The 20483-nt window shown below is 65.2% G+C and carries 20 protein-coding genes; 11 read left to right on the top strand and 9 right to left on the bottom strand.

Annotation, left to right across the window (positions count from 1 at the left end; all coding sequences use genetic code 11):
• Positions 1-15: 15 nt before the first annotated feature.
• Both ACIBJI_RS21370 and ACIBJI_RS21365 read left to right on the top strand, forming a co-directional pair.
• Complete coding sequence (locus ACIBJI_RS21370) at positions 16-648, top strand: TetR/AcrR family transcriptional regulator (protein ID WP_397085402.1); 633 nt, start codon at positions 16-18, stop codon at positions 646-648.
• A 171-nt stretch (positions 649-819) separates the two neighbouring features.
• A complete protein-coding gene (locus ACIBJI_RS21365) occupies positions 820-1962 on the top strand; it encodes an epoxide hydrolase family protein (protein WP_364351302.1) in 1143 nt (380 codons plus the stop codon).
• Positions 1963-2215: 253 nt separating this feature from the next.
• Here ACIBJI_RS21365 and ACIBJI_RS21360 read toward each other — a convergent pair whose 3' ends face one another.
• A complete protein-coding gene (locus ACIBJI_RS21360; protein WP_397085400.1) occupies positions 2216-3733 on the bottom strand; it encodes a flavin-containing monooxygenase in 1518 nt (505 codons plus the stop codon).
• 258 nt (positions 3734-3991) lie between these two features.
• Here ACIBJI_RS21360 and ACIBJI_RS21355 point away from each other — a divergent pair, with 258 nt between their 5' ends.
• From ACIBJI_RS21355 to ACIBJI_RS21345, 3 genes are all read left to right on the top strand, one after another.
• On the top strand, positions 3992-4405 hold the full coding sequence (locus tag ACIBJI_RS21355) for a YybH family protein (RefSeq protein WP_397085398.1): 414 nt from the start codon (positions 3992-3994) through the stop codon (positions 4403-4405).
• 108 nt (positions 4406-4513) lie between these two features.
• Positions 4514-5554, top strand: coding sequence for a crotonase/enoyl-CoA hydratase family protein (locus ACIBJI_RS21350; protein WP_364351293.1), 1041 nt, complete (start codon positions 4514-4516; stop codon positions 5552-5554).
• Positions 5555-5821: 267 nt separating this feature from the next.
• Complete coding sequence (locus ACIBJI_RS21345; protein ID WP_397085396.1) at positions 5822-6946, top strand: BTAD domain-containing putative transcriptional regulator; 1125 nt, start codon at positions 5822-5824, stop codon at positions 6944-6946.
• Here the strand turns inward: ACIBJI_RS21345 and ACIBJI_RS21340 are convergent.
• Positions 6943-9042, bottom strand: a complete 2100-nt coding sequence (locus ACIBJI_RS21340; protein WP_396956792.1) for a serine/threonine-protein kinase — start codon at positions 9040-9042, stop codon at positions 6943-6945. The genes ACIBJI_RS21345 and ACIBJI_RS21340 overlap by 4 nt on opposite strands.
• Positions 9043-9218: 176 nt before the next feature.
• On the opposite strand from ACIBJI_RS21340, the gene ACIBJI_RS21335 reads away from it, so the two are divergent.
• A complete protein-coding gene (locus ACIBJI_RS21335; protein ID WP_364351284.1) occupies positions 9219-9818 on the top strand; it encodes an HAD family hydrolase in 600 nt (199 codons plus the stop codon).
• Here ACIBJI_RS21335 and ACIBJI_RS21330 read toward each other — a convergent pair.
• Positions 9815-10456 (bottom strand): TetR/AcrR family transcriptional regulator C-terminal domain-containing protein, encoded by a 642-nt coding sequence (locus tag ACIBJI_RS21330; RefSeq protein WP_364351281.1) that lies wholly within the window; start codon positions 10454-10456, stop codon positions 9815-9817. The genes ACIBJI_RS21335 and ACIBJI_RS21330 overlap by 4 nt on opposite strands.
• A gap of 128 nt (positions 10457-10584) precedes the next feature.
• On the opposite strand from ACIBJI_RS21330, the gene ACIBJI_RS21325 reads away from it, so the two are divergent.
• Entirely contained in the window at positions 10585-11733 is a 1149-nt protein-coding gene (locus ACIBJI_RS21325; RefSeq protein WP_397085394.1) for an acyl-CoA dehydrogenase family protein, read from the top strand.
• Positions 11734-11768: 35 nt separating this feature from the next.
• Positions 11769-12521, top strand: a complete 753-nt coding sequence (fabG, locus tag ACIBJI_RS21320; protein ID WP_364351275.1) for a 3-oxoacyl-ACP reductase FabG — start codon at positions 11769-11771, stop codon at positions 12519-12521.
• A gap of 33 nt (positions 12522-12554) precedes the next feature.
• On the opposite strand, the gene ACIBJI_RS21315 is transcribed toward fabG, so the two are convergent.
• Positions 12555-13274, bottom strand: a complete 720-nt coding sequence (locus tag ACIBJI_RS21315; protein WP_364351273.1) for an SDR family oxidoreductase — start codon at positions 13272-13274, stop codon at positions 12555-12557.
• Between the two features lie 101 nt (positions 13275-13375).
• Between ACIBJI_RS21315 and ACIBJI_RS21310 the strand changes: the two genes are divergently transcribed.
• A complete protein-coding gene (locus ACIBJI_RS21310) occupies positions 13376-14224 on the top strand; it encodes a helix-turn-helix transcriptional regulator (protein WP_364351270.1) in 849 nt (282 codons plus the stop codon).
• Between the two features lie 128 nt (positions 14225-14352).
• Here ACIBJI_RS21310 and ACIBJI_RS21305 read toward each other — a convergent pair whose 3' ends face one another.
• Together ACIBJI_RS21305 and ACIBJI_RS21300 are read right to left on the bottom strand one after the other, a co-directional pair.
• Entirely contained in the window at positions 14353-15012 is a 660-nt protein-coding gene (locus tag ACIBJI_RS21305) for a hypothetical protein (protein ID WP_364351267.1), read from the bottom strand.
• A 59-nt stretch (positions 15013-15071) separates the two neighbouring features.
• Positions 15072-15482 (bottom strand): winged helix-turn-helix transcriptional regulator, encoded by a 411-nt coding sequence (locus ACIBJI_RS21300; RefSeq protein ID WP_397085391.1) that lies wholly within the window; start codon positions 15480-15482, stop codon positions 15072-15074.
• Positions 15483-15562: 80 nt separating this feature from the next.
• On the opposite strand from ACIBJI_RS21300, the gene ACIBJI_RS21295 reads away from it, so the two are divergent.
• Both ACIBJI_RS21295 and ACIBJI_RS21290 read left to right on the top strand, forming a co-directional pair.
• Positions 15563-16471, top strand: coding sequence for an NmrA family NAD(P)-binding protein (locus ACIBJI_RS21295; RefSeq protein WP_397085389.1), 909 nt, complete (start codon positions 15563-15565; stop codon positions 16469-16471).
• Positions 16472-16595: 124 nt separating this feature from the next.
• Positions 16596-17327 (top strand): arginase family protein, encoded by a 732-nt coding sequence (locus ACIBJI_RS21290; protein ID WP_364351258.1) that lies wholly within the window; start codon positions 16596-16598, stop codon positions 17325-17327.
• A gap of 3 nt (positions 17328-17330) precedes the next feature.
• Here the strand turns inward: ACIBJI_RS21290 and ACIBJI_RS21285 are convergent, their stop codons facing one another.
• The 3 genes from ACIBJI_RS21285 to ACIBJI_RS21275 form a co-directional block, all read right to left on the bottom strand.
• Positions 17331-19616, bottom strand: a complete 2286-nt coding sequence (locus ACIBJI_RS21285) for an ATP-binding cassette domain-containing protein (RefSeq protein ID WP_397085387.1) — start codon at positions 19614-19616, stop codon at positions 17331-17333.
• 177 nt (positions 19617-19793) lie between these two features.
• Positions 19794-20030, bottom strand: a complete 237-nt coding sequence (locus tag ACIBJI_RS21280) for a hypothetical protein (RefSeq protein ID WP_364351252.1) — start codon at positions 20028-20030, stop codon at positions 19794-19796.
• A complete protein-coding gene (locus tag ACIBJI_RS21275) occupies positions 20027-20377 on the bottom strand; it encodes a hypothetical protein (protein WP_396956786.1) in 351 nt (116 codons plus the stop codon). The genes ACIBJI_RS21280 and ACIBJI_RS21275 overlap by 4 nt, the downstream gene beginning before the upstream one ends.
• Positions 20378-20483: the final 106 nt, after the last annotated feature.

The following is a 20483-nucleotide window of genomic DNA, read 5'->3' as shown; positions in this document are numbered from 1 at the left end:
TTGACATTGACGTCAATGTCAACGACGATGGAATCCATGACGCAGGCAGGCTGGTCGGTGCGAGCGGCGCGGGAACGATCCCATACCGACCGTCATCGCGCGCTGCTCGATGCCGCCGCCCGCGTCTTCGCCGAGCGCGGCTACGACAAGACGACCGTCGCCGATATCACCGCCGCCGCAGGCGTTTCCCGCGCGACGATGTACGTCTACTTCGCCTCCAAGGACGAAATCTTCCTCGCCCTCGCCGCCCAGGTTCGGGACGGCTTCCTGGCCGCGCAGGAACCCGATGTCGATACCGACGATCCCCGAGTGATGCTCACCGCCACCATCGATGCCTTCGCCGCCGCAGTCCACAATGCCGGACCCATGCTGCGCCTCATCGAAGAACGCGGTGCCGTCGACGACCGAGTAGCTGTGCTCGCCCAGGAAATCGCCGAACGCCCCATCCGCCGATTCACCCGCTACCTCGAACGCCTCCACACCGCGGGCCGCATCTCCCCCGCTGTCCCACCGCGAATAGTCGCCGAAACCATCGGCTATGCCCTGACCCGCGGCACCCTCACCCGCGCCGACGCCACCCCGCGCGCCCGCGCCACCTACCTTGCCTACATGCAGACAGTCGCCGAAACCCTCTTGTCCCCAACCTGATTCACCCCGGACTCAAATGCGGCGATTGACATCAATCCGTCGACCGCCAGGCGCATCCGCAGCAGGAGCGACGAGAGCTCGAGCAGTCGAGCTGAGGTCTCGAACACACTGCGCGTTCACCGCCAGAACCTAGGGCCGATGTTGTCCTAGCTGCGTTCTAGGGTGATTCACATGAGCACCGAGATCACTCCCTTCCGCATCGACGTCCCCCAAGAGCAGCTCGATGACCTGGATCGGCGACTGGACGCCACCCGCTGGACCGACGCGGATCCGGCTGCGGGGTGGCGACAGGGCATCCCGCTCGACTACACCAGGGACCTGGTCGACTACTGGCGCAACACCTACGACTGGCGTGCTCAGGAGGCCCGGCTCAACTCCTTTCCGCAGTTCCGCACCGAAATCGACGCCCACGACGTGCATTTCATCCACGTCCGCTCAGCCGAACCCGACGCGCTGCCGTTGGTGCTCACGCACGGGTGGCCCGGATCGATCGTGGAATTCCTCGACGTGATCGGACCGCTGACGGACCCGGTGGCCCACGGCGGCAAAGCAGAGGACGCCTTCCACGTCGTCGTGCCGACCATCCCCGGCTATGGATTCTCCGGACCCGCGGTCGGCTGGTCGACCGCGCGGGCCGCCAAGGCCTGGGCGGAACTGATGCGCCGACTCGGCTACGACCGCTACGCCGCGCACGGTGAAGACACTGGCGCCGCGATCTCCCGACAGCTGGCGGTCATCGACGCCGAACACCTCGTCGCTGTACATCTGACGATGATCGCCTCCGCAACGGTCACCCCGGAAACCGCCGATCTCGACAACCCGGCCGAACGGCGTGCACTCGAACTGGGCCGCCGCGCCCAATACGAACTCGGTGCGTACGCGATGCTGCAAGCAAGCCGCCCGCAAACACTGGCCTACGCCCTCGCCGACTCACCAGTGGGCCAATTGGCTTGGATCGTCGAACGATTCAAGGACTGGACCGACTCCACCGACGCACCCGAAGACGCCGTCGACCGTGACGCAATGCTGACCAACGTCATGATCTACTGGCTCAACGCCACCGCGGGCTCCTCGGCACGTTACTACTACGAAGGCGCCGCCACTTGGGGAGCGCCGGAGCCCGAGACCGATGTACCGGTCGCCGTAGCGGTGATGCCGCACGACCTCGGTATCCCGGTCCGCCGCATCGCCGAGCGAAACCACAACATCGTGCGCTGGACCGAATTCGAGCGCGGCGGGCACTTCGCCGCCATGGAAGAACCCGATCTCATCGTCGACGATCTGCGCGCCACGTTCCGCGAATACCGCAAATAGACATGGAATCTCGGCGATCCACGGCGAACACGACGTCGCCATTGGCGGGTCGAACTCGCCGTGGATCGCCGACCTGTGTGCCGCTCCCTCCGAGGGCCAAGCGGATGTTCGTGTTGAACTGTTGGCCTTTATGAATCTCCGCAGGATCGCTTCGGTCTAGGCGGTGTCGGTGCGGATCCCGGTCGCGTAGTCGAATTCGATTCCATCGCCATCCTGGTGCCGTGTGGATGGCGCCGTCGCGACTCCTCGCGCCCTAGGCGATCCGCTTGCGTGCGTGGGCCCTCGACTTGCGCCCGGGTTGGGCGGCGCCTGCTGCATCGTCGAAGGTGAGTACCCCGTCCTCCAGGGGCGCCTTGCGTAGGAGTACGCGGTCGCGGAAGTAGTTGTTGATGACCTGCCAGGGCCCGCGGGCGCCCTGACGAGGCATGACGCCGTCGCCGCGTTGGATGTAGCCGGAGGTGAGGGCGCCGCCCATCAGTGACTGATCGGAGCGGTCGGCGTCTTCGGCGATCGCGACGACCTTGGTGTAGCCGTTGGACTTCATGTGGTTGAGGATGCGGCAGAAGTATTCGGCGGCCAGATCTGCCTTCAGCGTCCATGAGGCGTTCGTGTAGCCGAGGACAAGCATGGCGTTCGGGATGCCGTCGAGCAGGGCGCCCTTGTAGACCACGTGCTCGCGGGTCGACACCGGCTCCCCGTCCACCTCGAGCGCCGCGCCGCCGAGGATCTGCACGGTGAGACCGGTCGCGCTGATGACGATATCGGCGGGCAGTTCCTCCCCGGATGCGAGCCGAATGCCGGTTTCGGTGAAGCGGTCGATGTGATCGGTGACGATCGATGCCTTACCGCTGCGCAACACCTTGAACAGGTCGCCGTTCGGGACGACGCACAGCCGCTGGTCCCACGGGTTGTACGACGGCGTGAAGTGCCGCATATCGATCTGCTTGCCGAGTTGCATCCGCACCGCGGCGAGCAGCAACTTCTTCGACAACTCGGGATTGGTGCGCGAGAGCTGGAAGCTGGCCCGCTGCAACGCGATATTGCGCGCCCGTCCGGTCCGATAGGCGATCTTCTGCGGCACCCGCGCGTACTTCATACCGACCGCGACCGGGTCATCGGCGGGCAGTGCGGTGATGTAGGTGGGCGAGCGCTGCAGCATGGTGATGTGCGCGGTGTCGTCGGCCATCGCCGGAACCAGCGTGATCGCGGTCGCGCCGCTGCCGATCACCACGACGCGCTTTCCGCGGTAGTCGAGTCCCTCCGGCCAGTGCTGTGGGTGCACGATCTGCCCGCGGAAGTCCGCCTCGCCCGGGAACTGCGGGCGGTATCCGTTGTCGTAGTCGTAGTAGCCGGTGCAGCCGACCAGGAAGTTGCTCGTGTAGATCTCGGTCTCGCCGGTCTGCTCGTCGAGCGCCTCGACGGTCCACAGCTCGGTTTCGCTCGACCAGCTGGCATTGGTCATCTTGCGCCCGAACCGAATGTGCTCGGTGACGCCGTATTCCGCGGCGGTGTCCTCGATGTATTGGCGGATGTGCGGCCCGTCGGCGAGCACCTTGGTGCCGACCCATGGACGGAAACCGAAGCCGAAGGTCAACATGTCGGAGTCGGAGCGGATGCCCGGGTACCGGAACAGATCCCAGGTCCCGCCGATGGCGGTGCGGCGTTCCAGGATCGTATAGCTGCGTCCGGTGTGCTCGCGGGTGAGATGGCACGCCATCCCGATGCCGGACAGGCCCGCGCCGATGATCAGTACGTCGACATGCCGCGTCATTGAGGTAATCCGTTCGTCTGCTCTCACCCGGGCACCCTTGCCCGACCGTCCCCCAAGATTACCTGTTATCTAAAGTAACGTCTAGTCGACAAGGTGCTGACGGCGGGGCCGATCGGTAGCCGGCGCGAAATTCGCCATTGGGATCTTGCACGAATGCATTCCGAATCATTGCGTCTGCGTGATGAATTCGGCACGCTCTGTGGGTAAGAGCCACGGCGCACACCATCGCGGCCGGGCCGGAGAGGACGACGACCCGATATGCCCGATGACGAAAAGCAGATCCGGATCCTGATCGAGCGGTGGGCGGCGGCGGTGCATACCGGCGATCTGGCCGGGGTGCTCACCGATCACGCCGACGATATCGTGATGTTCGATGTGCCCCCGCCGAACGAAGGTGTGCGCGGCATCGACGCGTATCGGGATATCTGGCCCGGCTTCTTCGAATGGCAGGCATCGGGTGCAACCTTCGATATCGTCTCGCTGGAGGTAGCAGCGGGCGCGGACGTGGCATTCGCGCACGCACTGCTGCTGTGCGGCACGGCGGAGGATTTCGCCCGCGATCCGGCCAAGCGCCTGCGCATCACCTTCGGCCTGCGCAAACAGCACGGGCGCTGGTCTGTGGTGCACGAACACCACTCCTTCCCCGACGACACCGCGGCACCCGAGGCCTGAGCTCGAGCCGGTTCGCTACGGTGGCATCGAGCGCAACGATGCAGCGAACGCCGGTGGCGTGGTGCACCGTTGCCGCGAATACGGCATCGAGTGCACCGGGAGTTCCACGTGAATCAGCCTGATAGCGAAGCCTTTTCGAACCATGCGGGCACCCGCCCCGCGGCCTGGTACGAGAACTGGACAGAGGTACCCGATTCGCCGTGGCGGGATCGGCCCGAGCCCGCCGGCGAACGCGAGTACCGCACACTCACCTATGAGCGCGACGGGCGCATCGCGCGCATTACCTTCAACCGCCCGGAGAAGGGCAATACGATCACCCCGGACACCCCGGTCGATCTCGCGCATGCGGTCGAGCGAGCCGATCTGGATCCGCGGGTGCACGTAATCCTGGTGTCAGGGCGCGGCAAGGGTTTCTGTGGCGGCTACGACCTGGATATGTTCGCCGAACAGGGCAGCCACGGTGTCGACGGCTCGATCGACACCACCGGCACCGTGGCCGATCCAGTGGTGCAGGCGGTCAATCACAATCCCTGGGGCACATGGGATCCGATGATCGACTACGCCATGATGAGTCGGTTCAACCGCGGTTTCGCCAGCCTCATGAACGCCGATAAGCCGACCGTCGCGAAATTGCACGGGTTCGCCATCGCGGGCGGCACCGATATCGCGCTCTACTCCGACCAGATCATCTGCGCCGACGACACCAAAATCGGCTACCCACCCACCCGTGTATGGGGCATTCCGGCGGCGGGTATGTGGGCGCATCGCCTCGGCGATCAGCGCGCGAAGCGGCTGCTGTTCACCGGTGACTGCATCAGCGGAAAGCAGGCCGAAGATTGGGGCCTCGCGGTCGAATCGTGTCCGGCCGATGAACTCGACGAACGCGCCGAGGCATTGGTGGCTCGCATCGCGCGGATGCCGATCAACCAGCTGATGATGGCCAAACTGGCGCTCAATTCGGCGCTGCATTCGCAGGGCGTGACGAATTCCGCGATGATCAGCACGGTATTCGACGGGATCTCGCGGCACACGCGCGAGGGCTACGCATTCCAACTGCGTTCGGCCACCGTAGGTTTCCGCGAGGCCGTGCGCGAACGCGACGAACCATACGGCGATTACAAACGCGCCCAGTTCCGCGCCGAGGAATAACGCGCTCAGCGCGTGTAGCGGTGCTTCACCCCGACCGGGAAGTAGTCCGGATCGCCACTGGGGCGCAGCTCGACTGACGTTCGGGCGGAACGTAGTGCGCGTATTCGCTATTGCGGGCGCGGCAATTCGTCACGAATCGATTCGACCGGATCGTCTGATACTTCTTCAACGCGGTCGCCGAACGCGGCACCCGCTGCCACGATTGATACCGGAAACGGCGAGGTCGTGGCGCTCGATAGTTATTTTCGAGAACGGGAGGACTGGGGGATGTCGGATATGCGGGCGGGGTACGGGGTGCTCGGACCGGTGCAGTTGACGATCGACGGAGTGGCGCAACCGCTCGGCGGCGTCAAACAGCGCGCGGTACTGGCGTATCTGGTGGTCAATGCGAACCGGCCGGTGTCGACGGAGGCGCTGGCACAGGCGGTGTGGGAGGAAAATCCGCCGCCGGATATCCGGATCAGCCTGCATACCATCGTGTCGAATCTGCGAAAGCCGTTGCGGGATGCCGGACTCGATGCGCGCACGATCCTTTCGCGCGCCGGCACCGGATACCGGATCGCGGCGCCCGCGGACAGTTGCGATGTCCAGCGATTCCGTGCCCGCAGGGAATCCGGATTGCGGGCCATGGCCGCGGGCCGGTTCTCAGTGGCCAGCGAGGTGCTCTCCAGCGCGCTCGACCAGTGGCGCGGCACCGCGCTGGCGGATCTGCAGGGACTCGGCTTCGCTGATGCCTTCGCCACCGCCCTGGACGACGAACGGATCGGGGCTGTCGAGGCCCGTGCCCAGGCCGAGATCGCGCAGGGGCGGGCCGATGGCGTGATCGCCGAATTGGCCGAATTGGCCGATAGGTATCCGCTGCGCGAACCGCTGTGGGAGCAGCTGATCACCGCGCTGTATGTGAACGGGCGACAGAGCGACGCACTCGAGGCGCTGCGCCGATTGCGGGTGACGCTCGCCGATGAGCTCGGGATCGATCCGGTTGCCTCGATTCGCGAACTCGAAGCCAAGATGCTGCGGCAGGAACCGCTGACCCCGCCCGCCGATGCCGTCGCATCCGCACTGCGCGCCACCACCGTCGTCGATCTGATAGCGCCTGAATCCCAAGCGTACCTGCGGGATTCGCGCGGGCAGACCTTCCCGATCACCAGCCCGTTCACCCGTATCGGCCGCCTGCCCGACAACGACATCGTGCTCGACGACGGCAAGGTCAGCCGCCATCACGCCGTGATCGTCAGCAATGGGGTGACATGCGTGCTGAAGGATTTGTTGTCCTCCAACGGTGTGTTCGTCGGCGGGATTCGGGTCATCGACGGCGCCGCGCTCACCGATGGTGTGACGATCCGCATCGGCACTACCGAATTCACCTTCGGTGTCATGCCGCCCAACTAGCTGACGTGCTTATCGAACCAGTCCACCAGTTGGGCTTCGGTTTTCGGTCCGGGGAGCGGGTTTCCCGGTATCAGCGTGCAGAACTGGGCGAGCATGCGGGTAGCGGAGTGTACGGCCACCAGGCACGTCCGGGGGCCGATGTCCGGTTCGTTGTCCACGAAGCAGAAGAATCGGCCGACTTCTTGGCCCCCGCTGCGCCACACGTCGTCGGCGCCCCCGCCGTGGCAACTGTGTCCGCCGAGGACCCCGACATCGGCGCGGTACAGGGTATCGGCCGACTGGGCGTCCGGGAATCCGAAGAAGAGGGCGGACGGATAGTCGGACGGCGTACTGCACGCGATGGCCGCGATCACCGTGCCGCCGGGCGGCGGCACGTGCCCACAGTTCCCCGGGCCGAAGGCACTGCCGAGTCGCCCGAGGAGGTCGCGGTCCTCGGGTGTGAAGAAGTCCGGGTCGCGAGCGGCTTCAGCGGTCAGGAACTGGTTGGGCATGGACTTCGCCATGTAGTCGCGCATCGGCTCGTCGCTGGGCGCAGGCCAGATGAAGAAGGCCAGCGCCAGCTGGGTCTCATCGGTCAGTAGCAGGGATGGTTTCGGCGCGTTGGGTGCCTCGGCGCGGTTGGCTATGCACGCCTTGCGACCGATCTCCTTGCCCTCGTACATCACCGGGCCGTCCGCCCCGGCGGGGTCGCTCGGGCAGTTCGTGGCGTGGAAGGTGCGGACCAAGAGGTTGTAGTAGTCGCGCAATGCGTCGATATTGCGAAAACGCATGTATCGGACCGCCGACTCACTGGCGGCGGGGTTGTCCGGGCAGAAGATGACCGCGACGGTGGTTGAGGCGTCGGGCTGCTCGTGTTGGCAGGTGGATCGTTTGCGGCCGGTCTGTGCGACGATCTTCAGCAGATCGATATCCGCGTCGCGCAATGCGGTGGCGTCGGCGACCGCGGTGCCCTTGCGATCTCCGAGCAAGGTCCAGGCTCCGAAACCGGCCCCAGCGGCGATCACGGCGGCGAGTGCCAGGACGAGGGCGGTCAGCACACGGCGTCGGCGGCGCGGTTCGGCGACAGTGGGTCCCCGAGTATCGTGTTTCTCGGCCTCGGGCTGCTCAACGTCGGATCGCTGCGTACCGGGATTCCGGACAACGGATGACAGATCGTCACGAGTCGCGATATCGGGTGAACCGACTTGTCCTGCTTCACTATTCGAGGTTCGTCCGTCGGTATCGGATACCGCGTTGCGTCCTTCGGTAACCGCGCCCGCACTCGTCAGTGCGGCCTCCGCCGCATGCGCGAGGTCCCCCGCCGCCCGGTAGCGTTCGCGCGCGTCCTTGGCCATGCCGTGCTCGATGACGGTATCGAGCGCGGGCGTCACATCAGGCCGATTCGTACTCGGTCGCGGCACCGGTTCGAACAAATGCGCGCTGATGATCTCGGCGTCGGTGCTGCCCCGATACGGCCGTGCACCGGTGAGGCATTCGTAGAGCACGCACGCCAGGGAGTAGACATCGACCGCGGGCGTGGCGTGCTCGGCGCGGAACCGCTCCGGCGCCATATAGCTGAACGAACCGATCACCGCGCCGTGTGTGGTCAGCCCCTGATCTGCATCCGAGTGCGCGATACCGAAGTCGACCAGGTAGGCGAAACCATCCGGGGTGAGCAGAATATTGTCCGGTTTGACATCACGGTGGACCAGCCCTTCGGCGTGTGCGGCATCCAATGCCGAGGCGATCTGCCGGATCACCGCCACCGCCCGCGGTGCGGGCATCGGCCCCTCACTCCGCAATACCGACGGCAGGCTGGCACCGTCCACCAGGCGCATGTCGATGTAGAGGCGGCCGTCGATCTCGCCGTAATCGTGAATCGGGATGACATGCGGTTCGCGCAGTCGCGCGGCGGCATCGGCCTCGCGCTGGAACCGCTCGCGGTACCCCTCGTCCTGCGCGAGGCGTTCCAGGAGCACCTTGATCGCCACACTGCGGCGCTTGCGCAGGTCGTAGGCCTCGTAGACCTCGCCCATGCCGCCGCGCCCGATCAGTCGATCCAACCGATAGTGCCCGAAAATCGAGCCCATGGTCAGTGGCTGGCGCTGGCTCGTCATCTCGTCCTCCGCGATGCAGACCGGAGCCGTTCGCTGTCGGTTAACTGTAAGGTCGGCGATCGGCTTTTCGCGCCGCCTGCGGAAATGTTTCGCCTGATTGATCTTCGCCGTGCCCGGTTTGGTTAACCGCCGACGCTGTCGCGCGGCCGATCGAGCGTCGACGATAGAGTCATGGGATGACCTGGACCGTCGGATTCGACCTCGATATGACACTGATCGACTCCCGACCGGGTGTGCGCAAAGCGATCGAGCAATTGGCCACCGAGTTCGACCTGCCGTTGCGCGGGGCCGAATTGGCCGACCGACTCGGCCCCCCACTGGCGATGCTGCTGGCCGACGTCGGTGCGCCCGAGGAGCTCATTCCGGCACTCGTGTCCCGCTACCGCGAGATCTATCCATCGATCGTGCCCTACATTCCGGCCATGCCGGGGGCCGATGCCGCACTGGATGCCGTCCGTGCGCGCGGCGGACGGGTGCTCATCGTGACCGGCAAGCACGAACCGCTGGCCCGACTGCACGTCACCGAGCTCGGGTGGCGAATCGATGAGGTGGTCGGTGATCTCTGGTCCGACGGCAAGGCGGCGGCATTGCGAGAGCATGGCGCGGACCTGTTCGTCGGCGATCACGAGGGCGATATGCGCGGGGCGCGGGCGGCGGGTGTGTACGCGCTCGGGGTCATGACCGGGCCCTGCGATGCCGACGAATTGCGCACGGCGGGAGCTGATTTCGTCTTGGGTGAGCTGACCGAATTCCCGGACTGGTTGGCCGCGCGCTAGCCCGCCGCACCCTCCAGCGTCTCAAACCGCAACGACAACCCGTCCAGCAACGCACGCAATCCGGTCTCGAAGGCGGCGTCATCGATATCGCGCTGCCGTCCCGATAGCAGATGCGCCTCGTCCAGGTGCGGATAATTCCCGCGATAGACCGCCGCGTCCTCCGGGAATCCACCAGCGAACGACCCCAGCGTCGACCCGGTGACGAAGAACCGCATCAGCGCCCCCACCTGGGTGGCTTCCCTTCGGGGCCAACCTGCCGCCACCAGACCTCCGAAGACCGCATCGGCCTGCCGCAAGGCATTCGGGCGTCGACCCATGCCCTGATTGAGGGCGGGTACGACCTTCGGATGCGCCGCCAGGGCCGCCCGATACGACCTGGCCCAATCGCGGAGTGCCACACGCCAATCCGAGATGTTGGTGAACATGGACAGATCGATCTCGCCGAGTACGGCATCGATCATCGCGTCCAGCAGATCGTCCTTGGTGGCCACATGGTTGTAGAGCGATGGGCCCTGCACCCCGAGTTCGGCGGCGAGTCGACGGATCGAAACCGCCTCCAGACCTTCGGCATCCACCAGATCCAGCGCGGCCGCCACGATGCGGGCGCGACTGAGCAAGGGGCGGCGGGGCCTTCCCACGAAAACCTCCTGGTCGATCGATCCAGTATCACACGGTGGATACCCACAACATCAAACTTGCATCGTTAGTTTATCGAGGGTTAGCATACGAGAAACTTTCGCCGTTAGTTTTCCTGCCCGGAGTCGCGATGAACCTGGAACTGTCCGACGAACAGGCCGCCGCCCAGCGCTTGGCCGCCGAATTCGTCGACCGCGAGATCGCGCCGCATGCGACGGAGTGGGACCGGACTGAATCCGTCGATATCGCGATCGTGTCCAAACTGGGCGAAGTCGGCTTTCTCGGCCTGACCATTCCCGAGGAGTACGGCGGCAGCGGTGGCGACCATCTCACCTACTGTCTGGTGCTGGAGGAACTCGGCCGCGGCGACTCCGCGGTGCGCGGAATCGTCTCGGTCTCTTTGGGTTTGGTCACCAAGTCGATCAACCACTACGGCACTGAGGAGCAGAAGCGTACCTGGCTGCCGCGCCTGACTTCGGGCACCGCACTCGGCTGCTTCGGCCTCACCGAACCCGGAACCGGTTCCGATGCGGCGCAATTGCGCACCCGCGCGGTCCGCGATGGTGACGACTGGGTGCTGTCCGGGACCAAGATGTTCATCACCAACGGCACCTGGGCCGATATCGCCCTCGTTTTCGCGCGCACCGGCGGTGCGGGACATCGCGGCATCACCGCATTCCTGGTCCCGACCGACTCCCCCGGTTTCACCGCCCGAACCATCCACGGCAAGCTCGGATTGCGCGGACAGGCCACCGCCGAAATCGTGCTCGACGGCGTACGGGTTCCCGACAGCGCCCGATTGCACGATGAGGGCAAGGGTTTCACCGTCGCGATGGCGGCACTGGCCAAGGGCCGAATGTCGGTGGCCGCCGGTTGTGTCGGTATCGCGCAAGCCTGCCTGGACGCGGCGGTCGGATATGCCACCGAGCGCGAACAATTCGGCAAGCCGATCGCCGGGCATCAGCTGGTGCAGGAGTTGCTCGCCGATATCGCCCTCGATGTGGATGCGGCCCGGCTGCTGGTGTGGCGGGTCGCCGACCTGATCGACCGCGGTGCCGAATTCGCCATCGAATCGTCGAAGGCCAAATTGTTCGCCAGCGAGGCCGCGGTACGCGCGGCCGATCGGGCGCTACAGGTCTTCGGCGGTTACGGCTATATCGACGAATTCCCGGTCGGCAAATATCTACGCGATGCCAAGGTGATGACCCTGTACGAGGGCACAAGCCAGATCCAGAAGCTACTGATCGGTCGTGCGCTGACCGGCGTGAGCGCATTCTGATGGGCGCCGTAGCGAACTCTCGAGGAGGACTTTCGATGACCAGATTCACCGACCGGGTCGCCGTCGTCACCGGCGCGGCACAGGGTATCGGCGCGGCCACCGCACAGTTGCTCGCCGCCCAAGGCGCGCAGGTCGCAGTGCTCGACCGCAATGCACCTGAGGACACCGCCGCGCAAATCGTCGCGGCGGGCGGCACGGCCCGCGGTTATGTCTGCGACGTCACCGATCGCGCCTCGGTGGAATCCGTATTCGCTGATATCGCAATAGTTTTCGGCGGGCCGCACATTCTGGTCAACAATGCGGGCATCACCCGCGACGATCTGTTCTTCCGGCTCTCCGAGGACGACTGGAATGCGGTGCTCGCGGTCAATCTGACCGGTGCATTCCACTGCACCCAGGCGGCCCAGGAGTACATGGTCGCCCAGCGCTACGGCAAGATCGTCTCGCTGTCCAGCCGCTCGGCGCTCGGCAATCGCGGTCAGGCCAATTATGCGGCCGCGAAGGCCGGGATACAGGGCCTGACCGCGACGCTCGCCCTCGAGCTCGGGCCATACAACGTCAATGTCAATGCCGTCGCGCCAGGCTACATTGCCACCGCGATGACGGCCGCGACCGCCGATCGGGTCGGGCTCACGGCCGAGGACCATCAGAAGGCCGCCGCCGAACGGACCCCGCTCGGCCGAGTGGGCCAGCCCGAGGAGGTCGCCGCGGTGATCGCGTTCTTGGCCAGTGATGAGGCGTCCTATGTGAGTGGCCAGACGTTATATGTCAACGGCGGAGCGCGCTGAATCCCGGAGCGACAAGGTTGCAAGGTCGGGTGCTCACCACGGCACCCGGCCGACGCGGTTGAAGAAGCCGCCGGTGGGGCCGTCGGGACCGATTGTCGCGAGATGGACGATGGCGTCGGTGCCCTCGGTGACCGTTTGATGCCCTGAGTTTCCGTTCAAATCCGTTGCGGTGTAACCAGGATCGGCGGCATTGATTCGCATCTGCGGCAGTTCGCGCGAGTACTGCGTGGTGATCATGTTCAGCGCGGTCTTCGAGGAGGGGTAGACCAGGCCGAGGATCTGCGATTCGATCCGGCTCGGATCGGACGTGATTGCGATCGAACCGATGCCGCTGGACACCATCACGATGCGTGGATTGGTGGCGGCACGCAATAGCGGAAGAAAAGCGTGGGTCGCCTGGACGGGCCCGAAAACATTGGTCTCGAAGACATTCCGGAAATCGGCGGCAACGGTGTCGGCGGGAGTGGCCCGCGTGCCTCCGATACCGGCATTGTTGATCAGCACATCCAGGTGCGGCGTCCGCGCCGCGATGGTTTCGGCGGCGACCGTGATCGATTCGACCGAAGTCACGTCCAACTGGACGAATTCGACATTCAATCCCTGTTCGGCGAGGTCGAACGCGGCCGCCTTACCGCGCTCCGCATCGCGAGCACCGAGGAATACCTGCCAGCCGAGTTCGGCCAGCCGCCGGACCGCCTCGCGGCCGATTCCCCTATTCGCCCCGGTCACCAGGGCTGTTGTCGTGTTGGTCATGACTCGAGCCTGGCCTGCCACCCGAATGTGGCTCCAGGGCCGCCAACTCCTGGGACCGGCAGTACCACCCCGGCACCCGCACGCTGCGGCATCATCGAGGCATGGATCGCGCCGAACTCGCCACGCTACTGCGGCAGGCCCGCGCCCGGGTGCGGCCGCGCGATGTCGGGCTGCCCAGTGGTTCGCGACGCCAGGTGCCGGGGCTGCGACGCGAGGAGGTCGCGCAACTGGCCGGTGTCAGCGTCGACTATGTGGTCCGGCTTGAACAGGGGCGGGGACCGCGACCGTCGGTGGCGGTGCTCGGCGCGCTCGCCCGCGCCCTACGGCTCGCGGATCCCGAACGCGATCTGCTGTTCCGGCTGGCCGGTTCCGCGCCACCGCAGGCGGGTCGCATCAACATGGTGGTGCGACCGAGCGTGCTGCGGCTGCTGGACCGCATGGCGGATCTGCCCGCACTGGTGATCTCCGCGAAGGCCGATGTGCTGGCCTGGAATCCGATGGCCGCCGCATTGCTCGGGGACTTCTCCGCATGGTCGCCCGCCCGACGCAACATCATCTGGCAGTCCTTCCTCGGCACCGAACCCTCCCGGGTGGTCTTCACCCCCGCCGAGGCCGAGGCGGCCGCCGAATCCTGGGTCAGCTCGCTGCGCAGCGCGAAGGCGGCCTATCCCGACGATCCCGACCTCGCTCGGCTCATCGCCGAACTACGTTCGCGCAGTGAGCGATTCGATCAGCTGTGGCGCGAAGGGAGCACCGGCAACTGGCGCAGCGCCACCAAGACCATCGATCACCCCGAGGTCGGGCGTTTGGTCCTGGATTGCGATGCGCTGTTCGTCCCCGACAGCGACCAGGCCGTAGTTGTGTACTCCGCGGGACCTGACACTCCTGCCGCCACAGCGCTGGAACTGCTCCGCATCACGGGCACGCAGCAGCTGAGCGAGCAGCGATAGCGCCGCGCTCGACGCGCGATTGGGCTTTGCGGTTGAAACGCCTGTGCTCGCATATCACGGCCAACGGGTGGTCGGTCGGCTCGACTTCCACGGTCGGACGAACACCAACGGCTTGACTGTGCACCTTGTTATCCGGAGAACTCGTCGGCCAGGGTGTTCCAGAACATGAGTTCGTAGTTCTGGAAGAGTCTGGCATACAAGTGTGCCTCGTTCGGATTCAATCGTCCGGAGTCGAGTCCGGCCTGGATTGCGGCGAAGGCCCGCTGTTCGGCTTCGGGGGCGGCGTCGGCGGCGAAGAAGTCGAAGAATGCGCAGGCCGGGTCGTCGAAGTCGTAGTGCGCGCGCATGCCTTCGGCGACGGCACGGCAGTAGCGGCCGAATGCGGCGACGTTCGCGTAGATGCCCGCCGCAGCGGCGGAGGGCTCGGCGTTGAGCGCCAACCAGGCGACGTAGGCCGGGTAGGCCTGACAACCCGCTCTGGGCAGCTCCATGCCCTGGTCTGGTCCAACTGCCGCCATGAGCGCGTCCAACAGGGCTAGCGCCTGCTGCTCGCCCGGTGGGAGTCCGTCGAGGAATGCTCTGACGTGCGGTTCGTCCTCTCGTGCCGCCATGGCGTGGAAGCTGCGCCAGTCGCTGCTGGTGATGCGTTGCTCCTCGGCGGCGATCGCGGCGAAGACCGCGCGCGGTGCTTTGCCGACCGAGATAAGCGGAACCATGCGGTTGTCGTTGTCGTGCGGGGCCAGCTCGGCTTGGATCCCGTCGAGCAGGTCACAAGCGGTAAGGGTCATCGGAACCTCCCTGGGGAATGCTTCCATTCAAGCGCTGTTGGCCCGCCCGCGACAGGTGTTCAATCGCCGTGCTCGGCATCCCAGCGTCGGCGGGCGTCGGCGATGCGGTCCTTATGATCGCGCGACCAGTCGGCGAGTGCGACGATCGCCGCGGCAAGGCTCTGGCCGGTCTCGGTGAGCCGGTATTCGACCTGCGGCGGAATCGTCGGATACGCGATCCGCTCCACCATGCCGTCGCGGCACAGCCGCTTGGTGGTCAGTGTCAGCATCCGCTGTGAAATGCCGGGAACCGCCCGCTCCAACTCGCGGAAACGCCGCACCCCTTTACTCAATTCGACGATCACCAATACCGTCCACCGATCCCCCAACCGGTCGAGCACATCGCGGATGCCACAGTCGTCATCGCCACAGGGCCCATCGGGAATAGTGCCCGCGACCTGCGCGGTGACCGCGGTGTTCGTGACCGACATGAAAGTGCCTCCTTATGCCGCGCTTCGCGGCCGCCGATGCTGGGACGAATCCAGCAACTACAACAATCGGGAGCGTTGCGATGATCCTGGTAACCGGTATCTCCGGAGCCCTCGGCAGCCTCGTCCACCAAGGCCTGTCCACCCTCGACGGACTGACAGTAGCGGGGGGCAGCCGCTCCGGTGACGACACCACCACGCGCCGAATCGATTTCGACGACCCGGCAACGCTGCCCGCGGGACTGCGGGATGTCGATGTCCTCGTCCTGATTTCGGCCGGATATGCCGAAGACGATGTGGTGTTGGCCCGGCACGGTGCGGTGATCGACGCCGCAGCGGCAGCCGGGGTCCGGCACGTGATCTACACCAGTCTCGCGGGTTCCGGCGATCTGATGACGATTGCGCTGCCGCACCGCTGGACCGAAAAGCGTTTGGCCGCCGCACCATTCGACGTCACGATCCTGCGCAACGGACTCTACGCGGAGGTGCCGGTCGGGCTCGCCGTCGCCGGTGCCGTCGCCTCGGCTGAGTCCGGGGTATTCGCCGCCGCATTCGGCACCGGTCGAATCTCGGTGGTGGCACGGGAGGATCTGGCCGAGGTCGCCGTACGGGTGGCCGCGGAGACCGAGCGCGATCTGACCGCAGGACGGCGTAGCAGGCATGCGGACAAGGTGTACGAGTTGGAAGGCGTGACCGCGGTCGGTGGTGCGGATATCGCGGAGATTCTGAACGAATCCCTCGGCAGCCCGGTGCGATACGTGCCCGTCTCACTCGAAGACATGCGAGATATGTTGCAGGGCATCGGGTTGGAGCCGTATCAAATCACGCATACGCTCTCGTTGTTCGCGAATCTCGGTGCCGGACTCCTCGAAGCATCGAAATCCGACCTACACGACCTGCTTCCGCGCGCACCACGTGACGTTCGGGAGCTCATCACCGACGCGGTGCGGACGGTCGGGTACCAGTCCGCATCAGTGAACGCGGCGCGCTGAGCCGAAGCGTCGATGGCCACAACGACGGACCGAGGCGGCCCCTCCGCGCCGGGCGGACGCACGTTCCCGCGGCCCTGTTCCTAATTCGGTGGCGCGTGCTTCGGTCCCGAATAGGCTCGGATAGATGCGCTTGCTCGTGCCGTACCACCTCGATGAATACCGGCCGGAGATGGATGTTCCGATCACCCCGGACGCGGTGGTCACGGCCGAGTTGCCGGATGTCGATGATCCATGGGCGCGGATGGCCGTGCTCTATGACGCGGTGGCGGACCGGGTTGCGGAGTCCGCGATTCGCGGTGAACGTGCGATCGTCGCCTCCGGCGACTGCACCACCGCCCTCGGCACGGTGGCCGGATTACAAAGGGCCGGATTGGATCCCGCGCTCGTCTGGTTCGACGCGCACGGTGATGTGCAAACCCTCGAGACCTCCGCATCCGGCTACCTCGGCGGCTTCCCGCTGCGCATGCTGGTCGGCTACGGGCGTCACCTCATAGCCGACCGAATCGGCTTGCGCGCCATCCCCGAACAGCGCGCCGTCCTGGTCGGCGGCCGCGACCTCGACCCACCGGAAGCCGAATACCTGCGCGCCGCGCAGATCCGGCACCGCCCGGTCGACGACCTCGGCGACCTGCCGGACGGCCCGCTCTACCTTCATGTCGACTTCGATGTAGTTACCCCGGAGGATCTCCCGGGCCTACTCTTCCCTGCCCCCAACGGCCCCACACTGGCCGACGTCTCAGCGTCCATACGAGCCGTTTTGGCCACCGGCCGAGTAGCCGCCTTCGGCCTCGCGTGCACGTGGCGCGACGACGCCTCCGCCGCCGCGCACGTCCGCCCGCTCGTTGATTCCGCCTGACCCCTACCCGGCGGCCTTGTACTTTCGCAGGTACTCCCCGGTGAGAGAGGTCGGGTGGGTCAGCAATTCGGCGGGAGTTCCGGTGAAGACGATTTCGCCGCCGTCCTTGCCGCCGTCGGGGCCCAGATCGATCACCCAGTCGGAATGGGCGACCACATCGAGGTTGTGTTCGATTACCACTACGGTGTTGCCGCGGTCGACCAAGCCGTCCATCAGAGCCAGCAAGGTGTCCACATCCGACATGTGCAGGCCGGTGGTCGGTTCGTCGAGAACGTAGACGGTGCCGGTGTTCTGGAGTTGGGTTGCCAGTTTGATGCGTTGGCGTTCGCCGCCGGAGAGGGTGCTCATGGCCTGACCGAGGCTGAGATAGTCCAGACCCACTTCGTTCATCGTCCGCAGCTTTGCCGACAGTGCCTTTTCGGTGAAGAATCCGAGGGCTTCTTCGGCCGACATTGCCAGCACATCGGCAATCGACTTGCCGCGCAAGGTCAATGCCAGCACCTCGTCGGAGAACCGGCGTCCGTCACAGGCATCGCAGTGGGTGGTGACCGGGTCCATGTAGGCGACCTCGGTAATGATCACACCGCGCCCCTCGCACTGCTTACATGCTCCGGTCGAGTTGAAACTGAACAGGCCCGGCGACTCCCCCGTCGCCTTGGCGAACAGCTTCCTGATCGGATCCATCAGGCCCAGATACGTTGCGGGCGTGGACCGCGACGATGCCCCGATCGCCGACTGGTCGACGAAGATCGCATCCGCATGCTCCCGGACGAACACATCGCGAATGAGGCTGCTCTTGCCGGAACCGGCCACACCGGTGATCGAGGTGAGAATGCCTGTCGGCACCGCGACGGTCACATCTTTCAGGTTGTGCACATTCGCATGCTCGATGAGCAACGCGCCGTTCGACTTACGAAAGGTGTCCTTGACCGTGAACGGCCTGCGCAATCCCGCACCCGTCGGCGTATCCGCGGCCCGCAGCTCGGCGAAGGTGCCCTCGAATACCACCTGCCCACCGTGCAGACCGGCGCGCGGCCCGACATCGACGATGTGGTCGGCGATCTGGATGACATCCGGATCGTGCTCGACCACCAGCACCGTATTGCCCTTGTCCCGCAGTGCCTTCAGTAGGTTGTTCAACCGGCCTACGTCACGCGGATGCAATCCGACGCTCGGTTCGTCGAATACATAGGTCATCCCGATCAGCGTGCTCGACAGGTGTTTGATCATCTTGAGCCGCTGCCCCTCACCGCCGGACAGGGTGGAGGTCGGCCGATCCAGACTCAGATAACCGAGTCCGATATCGCTCACCCGCTGCAGCGCGGTCCGGATCGCGGCGGCCAGTCCGAGCGCGGCCGGATCGCTGATCGCATCGAGTACCGTCATCAGATCGGTGATCTGCAGTCCGGACCAGTCGGCAATATTGCGGCCATCGATCTTCGTGGCCAATGCCGCTTCGTTGAGCCGAGCACCACGGCAGGTCGCGCAGACACCCTCGGTGAGGAATTTCTGCATCTGTTCGCGCGTCTTCTCGCTGAGCGTTGTGGTGTCGCGCTGCAATCGGGTGCGGGTGAATTTGGCCGCCAGCCCTTCGTAATTCGCCTTCCAGGTGCCCTTGGCGAAGGTCAGCTCCACCTTGCCGCCGGTGCCGTAGAGCAGGTCGGTGAACTCGTCCTCGTCGTAATCGGCCAGTTTCTTATCCGGATCGAAGCGCCCGGATTTGCCGTACATCTGCCACTCGCCGCTGTCCACCGCATAACCGGGCAGCAGAATCGCACCCTCGCTCAGCGATTTGCTCCGGTCCACCAACCGATCCGGATCGGCCCGCACCGTGACCCCGAGTCCATCGCAGTCCGGGCACATGCCCTGCGGCACATTGAACGAGTAGTTGTATACGAATCCGGCTGAGGGCGAACCGAATCGGGCGAACATCGCCCGCACCATCGAGTAGATATCGGTCATCGTCCCGACGGTCGAGCGCGGCCCACCGCCCACGGGCTGCTGGTCGATGATGACCGGAGCCGTCAAGTTCTCGATCGCCTCGGCGTGCGGCCGCTCATAGCGCGGTAGGAAGTTGAGAATGAATGCCGGGAATGTCGCATACAGCTGACGCTGGGACTCCACGGCAATCGTGTCGAAAACGATCGACGATTTGCCCGACCCGGAGACGCCGGTAAAGACGGTGATCTTGTTCTTGGGGATTTCCAACGAGACATTGCGCAGGTTGTGCTCACGGGCACCGAGCACGCGGATGACATCCGTGGCGACGACGGAATCGGCGAAAGGCATGTCGCCCACCATGCCAGGCCCCACCGACAAAATGCCCGACGGAACGTGATGTAGATCACAGTAATGCAGAATGCGCATGAACCGTCAATTCGGCCTTGACCAGCACAATCGTCGGCTGCCGCTGGGAAAGTCGAATGGCCCGACGGATTCCGTTGACGCTCTCGAATTTCGCCCATCTCATCGTCCGAGGAACAGGCGTTCGCACGGAAGACGCGGATAGCGGCTGGTGTCGCCGAGGTCGATGGTGACCGCGTCGGCGTAATGCCGCCGCTGGTGTTCGCGCGTGAATATCAGCGCGGCGGTAAGGCACGCGGCGTAGTCGAGGCGCACGCCGTGCAGGAACACGCTGAGGTGTACATCCGGTTCGTTGGGACGAGGCGAAACGTTCTCGAGGTCTCGGGGTTTCGTGCTCACGATTCCTCGAGGTCGCGAACATCGGTGGGCTGGATGGTGTTTGCGTCGGCTTTGTCCGGATCGGCGTCCGAGTCGCAAATCCATCCGTCCTCGTCGACCGGAACCAACGAGCCGTCCGCACCCTGAAATATCGGACGGCTGTCGATGGGAGCGAGGTCGAGTTTCTGCTGGGTGTCCTTATGGAAGTCGTCGAGCAGACGGCGCACGGATGGAGCTATCGGCGGGCCTGCCCACTCGCGGACCGCGGCCGCGACCTGCTCGACCAGTTCGGGCGGTGCGCCCGTGTACGCGACTGGCGGCCCGGTGAACGGATCTCGTTGTGGAAGCTCTCGTTTCGGCGTGGACATGACGCAAAGGGTGTGTCAAGCGCCAACGTTCGGACAGGCGCAATTGCGAACTGGCGAAACTCAACTGAAAGCGCAGTAATCCTTCCGCTGACACAGTTACGCTCCT

It is taken from the genome of Nocardia sp. NPDC050408, from assembly GCF_044458905.1.
In the GTDB taxonomy this organism is placed as follows: domain Bacteria; phylum Actinomycetota; class Actinomycetes; order Mycobacteriales; family Mycobacteriaceae; genus Nocardia.
Note: the sequence above shows the minus strand (reverse complement) of the source record. Positions and strands in the feature narration are given on the sequence as shown.